The sequence below is a fragment of the Yinghuangia seranimata genome (assembly GCF_029953285.1).
Taxonomy (GTDB): Bacteria; Actinomycetota; Actinomycetes; order Streptomycetales; family Streptomycetaceae; genus Yinghuangia; species Yinghuangia seranimata.
Genome location: NZ_JASAOI010000064.1, coordinates 1 through 4236 on the forward strand (window position 1 = coordinate 1; position 4236 = coordinate 4236).

The following is a 4236-nucleotide window of genomic DNA, read 5'->3' on the forward strand; positions in this document are numbered from 1 at the left end:
CGCGCGTCGCGGCCCCCCCCTGGCGCGGCGGCCCGGGCCCGCCCGGGCCGGGGCCCGCCGCTTCACGCGTTCAGGACCGCTCCCCCGCGCGTCACTCCCCGTCCGGATGCTGCGCCAGGTACCGCTCGACGGTCTCCACCTTCCGGGTCAGCCCGTCGGTCACCCCGTCCCGGATGTCGGCCTTGAGCGTCATGCTGACCCGCCCGCTCCGCGCCCGCACCGCGTCGACGGCGTCCTTCACGACGGCCATGACCTCGTCCCACTCGCCCTCGATCGAGGTGAACATCGCGTCGGTGCGATTGGGCAGACCGCTGGCCCGCACGACCCGCACCGCCTCGGCGACGGCCTCACCGACGTCCTCGCCGATGCCCAGCGGGGTGACGGAAAACGCGACGATCACGGGCTGACCTCCTGCTCGGGACCCCGCCGCGGGCGCGGCCGGATGATCACAGCTTCAGGCGCTCCCATGCGTGATGTCCACGCCAGTCGCCCGTGTCGCGCGCCCAGCCGACGAAGAACGCCAGCACCTCGTCGGCGGCGTCCATCCACGCCACGTAGTGCCGGTCGGCCGAGCCGTCGCGGAACTCCACCTGGTACTCGGTGTCGACGCCGTCCCGCCGGGTCTGCGCGTACCACTCGTCGCTCTCACCGGCGACGCGCTCGACCACGAGGAACTCGTCCCCCGCCGCCCCGATCCGCCGCAGCAGCCCCTCCAGCACCGCGACGGCGATCCCGCCGTATTCGTCACCGCCCTCGGTCCGCACGACGACCGGCAGCACCGCGTCGCCCTCCGCCCCGTCCCCCGCGCGCCACCCGCCGGCGGCCGTGTCGTCACCCATGCGCGTATGGTGCCAGCCGCCGGGGACGAGCACCTCCGCCGCACGGGTACCGTGGCGGCATGCCCGAGCTCGCCTCCCGCCCCCTTGATGTGGCCGTTGTCGTCCGTTACCGCAAGGCCGTCACGTACGGCATGCACGCGCTCCTCGGCGCGCTCGAGGCGAACCCGCCCGCCGTCACGCACGACGTACGGCTGGGCCGGACCGCGGAGGAGACCGCGGAGCTGATCACCGCCGCGCTGGCCGAGGGCGTGGGGCGGGTGCTCGTGCCGTGGTCGTTCTACTCGCCGGACGCCGAGGCGATGGCGGCCGAGCTCGCGCAGATCCGGGCCGTGGTCGACGACCCCCGGGTGACGCACGTCGCCGGCGGCGTGCACGCGACCGCCGAACCGCAGCAGATCCTCGACGCCGGCTGGGACGTCGCGGCCATCGGCGAGGGCGAGGCGACGTTCGTGTCACTCGTCGCCGCGCTCGGCTCCGGCGCACCCCTGACCGGCGTGCCCGGCCTCGCGCTGCGCGACACCGACGGCCGCGCACTCCGCACCGGCACCTCCGTCCGCCGCGAACTCGACGAGACCCCGTCCTTCGCGGTCGGCCTCCACCGCTTCGGCCCGATCGAGATCACGCGCGGTTGCATCTACAGCTGCCGCTTCTGCCAGACCCCGTTCGCGTTCAGCGCGCGGTTCCGGCACCGCAGCGTCGAGAGTGTCCGGTGGCACGTCCGGGAGATGTCCGAACGCGGCCTGAAGGACGTGCGGTTCATCACGCCGACGTGCCTGTCGTACGGGACGCAGGACGAGACGCCGGACCTGGACGCGGTCGAGGAGCTGCTCTCCGCGTGCCGTGAGGAGATGCTGCCGCACGGGCGGCTGTTCTTCGGGTCGTTCCCGTCGGAGATCCGGCCCGAGCACGTCACCGTCGAGGCGATGCGGCTGCTGAAGAAGTACGTGTCCAACGACAACATCATCATCGGCGCCCAGTCCGGCTCCGACCGGATCCTCGCGTCGGCGAAGCGCGGGCACGGCGTGCAGCCGGTGCGCGACGCGGTGCGGATCGCCGCGCAGGAGGGGTTCCGGCCGAACGTCGACTTCATCTTCGGCATGCCGGGCGAGGAGGAGGTGGACGCCGACGCGTCGCTGAGCCTCGCCGAGGAGCTGACCGGGCTCGGCGCCCGCATCCACGCGCACACGTTCATGCCGCTGCCGGGCACACCGTGGCGGGACGCCGAACCGGCGGTGGTGGCCCCGGCCACCATCCGCCGGTTCGACGAACTGGCCGCGCGCGGCGACCTCTACGGGCACTGGCAGCGCCAGGCCGAGCACGCGCAGCGGCTCGCGGAGACCGCGAAGGCGTACCCGCGCCGCGAACAGCGCCGCCGTGTCGGACGGCAGGGGACGGGCGAGGCCGAGGCGGTCTCCTAGCGGGGTCGGCCTAGAGGACGACGATCGGCGGCAGAGCTCCGCCCGGCAACAGCGGGACGACGCACTGCGGCTCGACGGACCGCACGCCCTGCAACGGCCACAGCGTGATCACGGCACCGGGCGACAGGGACGTGCTCACGTCGTCCGCAGTCGTGACCCACACCACCGCGTTGGTGTTGTTGCGCACCTCTGAGGCCACGAACGGCGGGGCGAAGGACGCGCTCACGCACTCCGGGACCAGGTGCGGCGGCTGCGGCACGATGCCGCCGGGGGTCAGGCACACGTAGCCCCACGGGCATTCGCCGGGAGCCTGCTTCATGGCGGCGGTCGGTGCTTGCCGCGTGGCCGCCTGCGCGGGCCCCGCGGCCGGTCCGACGAGGAGTGCGGCCAGCGCAAGAACGAGCGCGGCGAGCGCTCCGACGAGCCGTCGCGGGAGTGAGGTCGCGGAGGTAGGGGTGCGCATGGCTGCCTCCCAGCAGGTCCCGAGGGCGGCCTGGGGACACGCAGAGGCGTTCCGCGGTGACTCGGTAACTCCCGTGGCGAGTACCGCCCTTCCCCGCAGAGCCAAGAGCGTGCCCCGGGCGCGCCGCAATCACCACCACCCGGACGGCGGAGCGGTTTCACACGAACGCCGCAGCAGGCCGGGGCCTGTTGGTCGAGCGGGGTGGGGTGGACGGCGTGCTTCGGGTTCGTAGGGGGGTGCGACTCACGACGACGGGGCGCCGGCGTGGGGACGTGTGCGTCGGCCGCCGTGCTGCCCCGTTGCTTGGACGGCACGGCTGACCAACCCCTGCGGTGCGCATACGCGGCAGGTCGTGGGGAGTTCGCGGCGCGGGGCGAGCGGCGCGGAGCGTAGGCGCTCGGTGGTCGACGCCCGCGTGGTCGAAGCCGACGCTCGGGCCACTGCGGACCGATCGCCGGCTCGCCCCGTCGCGCATCCGTCCACTACCCCGCCGCGAGTCCTCTCTCGTGTGCGGCCAGGGCCAGGCTCAGTTCGACGATCGTCACCGGGTCGCTGAGCACCCGACCCGTCAGTTGTTCGTAGCGGCGGAGCCGGTTCAGGACCGTGTTCGGGTGGTAGAACAGCCGGTTCCCGGCGCGCCGCGTCGAGCCGCCCGACTCGAGCCAGGCGCGCAGGGTCGTCAGCAGCGAGTCGCGGTCGCCGGGCGGGAGTTCGAGGACGGGGCCGAGTGCCCGGTCGACGAGGGCCGCCGCGAGGTCGGGGCTGTCGGCGATCATCGCCGCCGGCAGGTTGTCGTCGAGCAGGGCGACGGGCTCGTCGGGGCTCACCCGCAGGGCCCGTTCGGCCAGCACGCGGGCGCGGGGCAGGGCGCCGAGGCCGGTGACGACGGTGCTCAGGCCGACGCGGATGCCGGGCGGGAGGCTCAAGCCCGCCGCCAGGTCGGCCACGGTCAGGGCGCCCAGCGCGACGATCACGTGGACCCGGTCACGCAGCACCCGGACCCCGTCGGGGAAGCCGGGCAGCGAGGCGGGCGGGCGGCGTTCCGCCGGGTGGGTTCCGTTGGCGCCGTTCCCCAGGTTGAGACCCAGGCTCGGGCTCGGCCCGGGTCCGGGTGTGGCCGGTTCGACGGCGGCGACGGTGTAGCGGCCCTGTTCGGGAAGGTCGAGCAGCGCGGCCGCGACGGGATAGGCGCGGGCGTCGGCCGCCCCGGTCAGCAGCGCGCTGATGAGTGCCGCGGTGGCCTGCCGGGTGGGCGACCCGGTACCCGGGGAGGAGGTGCCGGGGGAGGAGGTGCCGGGGGCGGAGGTGCCGGGCGGACGGGTGTCGGGCGGGCGTGTGTCCTGGTCCGCGCCGCCGCCGCCTCCGCCGTTGAGCCGGTCGGGAACGTCGGTGCCGCCGGGACCACCGGGGCCGCCGGAGCCGCCGGGGCCGCCGGGGCCGCCGGGGCCGCCTGGGCCGCCTGGGCCGCCTGGGCCGCCGGGGCCGTCCACCCGGCCGGTCGGCCCGGTCTCGCGCG

The 4236-nt window shown here is 75.0% G+C and carries 5 protein-coding genes; 1 reads left to right on the forward strand and 4 read right to left on the reverse strand.

The genetic code is table 11. The features are described from left to right. Nucleotides 1-91 precede the first annotated feature (91 nt). Together QI554_RS36360 and QI554_RS36365 are read right to left on the reverse strand one after the other, a co-directional pair. Nucleotides 92-400 (reverse strand): MTH1187 family thiamine-binding protein, encoded by a 309-nt coding sequence (locus tag QI554_RS36360; protein ID WP_281476533.1) that lies wholly within the window; start codon nucleotides 398-400, stop codon nucleotides 92-94. A 46-nt stretch (nucleotides 401-446) separates the two neighbouring features. Further along, the gene (locus QI554_RS36365; RefSeq protein ID WP_281476535.1) at nucleotides 447-839 is read right to left on the reverse strand and encodes a hypothetical protein; all 393 of its coding nucleotides are present in this window, start codon (nucleotides 837-839) and stop codon (nucleotides 447-449) included. A 59-nt stretch (nucleotides 840-898) separates the two neighbouring features. Here QI554_RS36365 and QI554_RS36370 point away from each other — a divergent pair, with 59 nt between their 5' ends. Continuing rightward, complete coding sequence (locus tag QI554_RS36370) at nucleotides 899-2257, forward strand: TIGR04013 family B12-binding domain/radical SAM domain-containing protein (RefSeq protein WP_281476537.1); 1359 nt, start codon at nucleotides 899-901, stop codon at nucleotides 2255-2257. A gap of 10 nt (nucleotides 2258-2267) precedes the next feature. Here the strand turns inward: QI554_RS36370 and QI554_RS36375 are convergent, their stop codons facing one another. Then, nucleotides 2268-2720 (reverse strand): hypothetical protein, encoded by a 453-nt coding sequence (locus QI554_RS36375; RefSeq protein WP_281476539.1) that lies wholly within the window; start codon nucleotides 2718-2720, stop codon nucleotides 2268-2270. A 482-nt stretch (nucleotides 2721-3202) separates the two neighbouring features. Further along, nucleotides 3203-4236, reverse strand: a 1034-nt coding sequence (locus QI554_RS36380) for a PucR family transcriptional regulator (protein WP_281476541.1), incomplete at its 5' end; no start/stop codon positions are given.

Bases quoted from the DNA above. Each gene is read 5' to 3' on its own strand.
- QI554_RS36375 (WP_281476539.1), bottom strand. From the start codon at position 2,720: ATGCGCACCCCTACCTCCGCGACCTCACTCCCGCGACGGCTCGTCGGA.
- QI554_RS36365 (WP_281476535.1), bottom strand. From the start codon at position 839: ATGGGTGACGACACGGCCGCCGGCGGGTGGCGCGCGGGGGACGGGGCG.
- QI554_RS36370 (WP_281476537.1), top strand. From the start codon at position 899: ATGCCCGAGCTCGCCTCCCGCCCCCTTGATGTGGCCGTTGTCGTCCGT.